The organism is Polaromonas sp. P3_C2, assembly GCF_056402675.1.
Genome location: NZ_JBFUGX010000976.1, coordinates 1 through 1,165, shown reverse-complemented (window position 1 = coordinate 1,165; position 1,165 = coordinate 1). Strand labels below are relative to the sequence as shown.

The following is a 1,165-nucleotide window of genomic DNA, read 5'->3' as shown; positions in this document are numbered from 1 at the left end:
CGCCTGCGGCCCGGCAAAGCCGGTTCCGCGGCCCCTGCTGGTGAAGACATGCCCTGCTTCGGGGGGCGTTTCTATTTCTTGGGAGGAGCGATGGGTTTGATATTGCCGCAATCTGCCGACAGCCATTTGCCTGCAGCATCCATGGTCATCTTCTCGGGCTTGCCTTTGACGGTGGTCGTGGTGTTCATCTTCATCGTGTAGGCGGTGTCGCCGTTGAAGGTCATTACGCCTTCGCCGCTGGACGGTGGCTGCGTGCAGGTGTAGGCAAACTTCATGGTGTTGCCGCTGCGCGGCGACTGGGTGCTCTTGCAGTCGCCCTGTTGTTGCTGCGGCAGCTCGTTGCGCTCGGCCATTTCCTTGGTAACGCACACCTTCATGGTCATGCCACCGCCGGCGCCGGGCCCCATGGACATGCCCTGTTTGCCCATCATGTCCTGCATCTGCTTGCGCTGCTCGGGCGACATGCTGGCCAGCTGCTTTTCCATGTTGGCCATGGCTTTTTCCATCTCGCCGGAGCTTGACTGCATTTTGCTCGTCATTTCCCACAGGCCCGGTTTGGTGGTCTGTGCAGAAACCCCGGCGGACAGGGCCAGCGTGAAAGCGGCAAGGGCGGCTGGAAAGGGGGTAGAAAGCTTCATGGGTGTTCCTGGTGAATGGCAAACAGGGGATGAGCCCGCATTATTGCCAGCATGGGCCGTTTTGCAAGTTTCGATGCCGTCAGCGCATGAATTTTCCGCCGCGCCCGATGATGGTGAGATCGGTGAAGCGGGAGCCCTCGTGACTTTGGGGGCTGTAGTTCACCGTGAAGCCGCCCATGTTGTAGTCGCGCATGGACTCCAGCGCCGTCACCAGGCTCTCACGGGTCAGGTTCTTCCCCGCAGCCCGGCGCAGGCCTTCGGTAAAGACCTTGGCCACCAGAAAGCCTTCCATGCTGGAGAAGTCAAAGTCCTTGTGGCCGCCCTCAGCCATGCGTTGCTGGTATTCACGCACGATGGCCGATGAGGGTGTGTAAGGGAAGGGCATCACCTGCGAAATCGTCACGCCCGCCCCGGTGTCGCCCAACTCTTCAGCGAGCGCCTTCGAGCCGACAAAGCTCACATTGAAAAACTGGCCACCGTAGGCCTTGGCCCGTGCCTGCCTGATCAGCGCGGCGCAGGATTTGTAG

Annotated in this window: 2 protein-coding genes; both read right to left on the bottom strand. The window is 60.7% G+C overall.

Features of this window, described 5'->3' with window-relative positions:
- Positions 1–71: 71 nt before the first annotated feature.
- The gene (locus AC1DWI_RS23930) at positions 72–638 is read right to left on the bottom strand and encodes a DUF3617 domain-containing protein (protein ID WP_477668825.1); all 567 of its coding nucleotides are present in this window, start codon (positions 636–638) and stop codon (positions 72–74) included.
- A gap of 79 nt (positions 639–717) precedes the next feature.
- A partial coding sequence (locus AC1DWI_RS23925; RefSeq protein ID WP_477726009.1) for an ABC transporter substrate-binding protein occupies positions 718–1,165 on the bottom strand: 448 nt, incomplete at its 5' end.

Excerpts from the sequence above, each read along its gene's own strand:
- AC1DWI_RS23930 (WP_477668825.1), bottom strand. The coding sequence starts at position 638 with ATGAAGCTTTCTACCCCCTTTCCAGCCGCCCTTGCCGCTTTCACGCTG.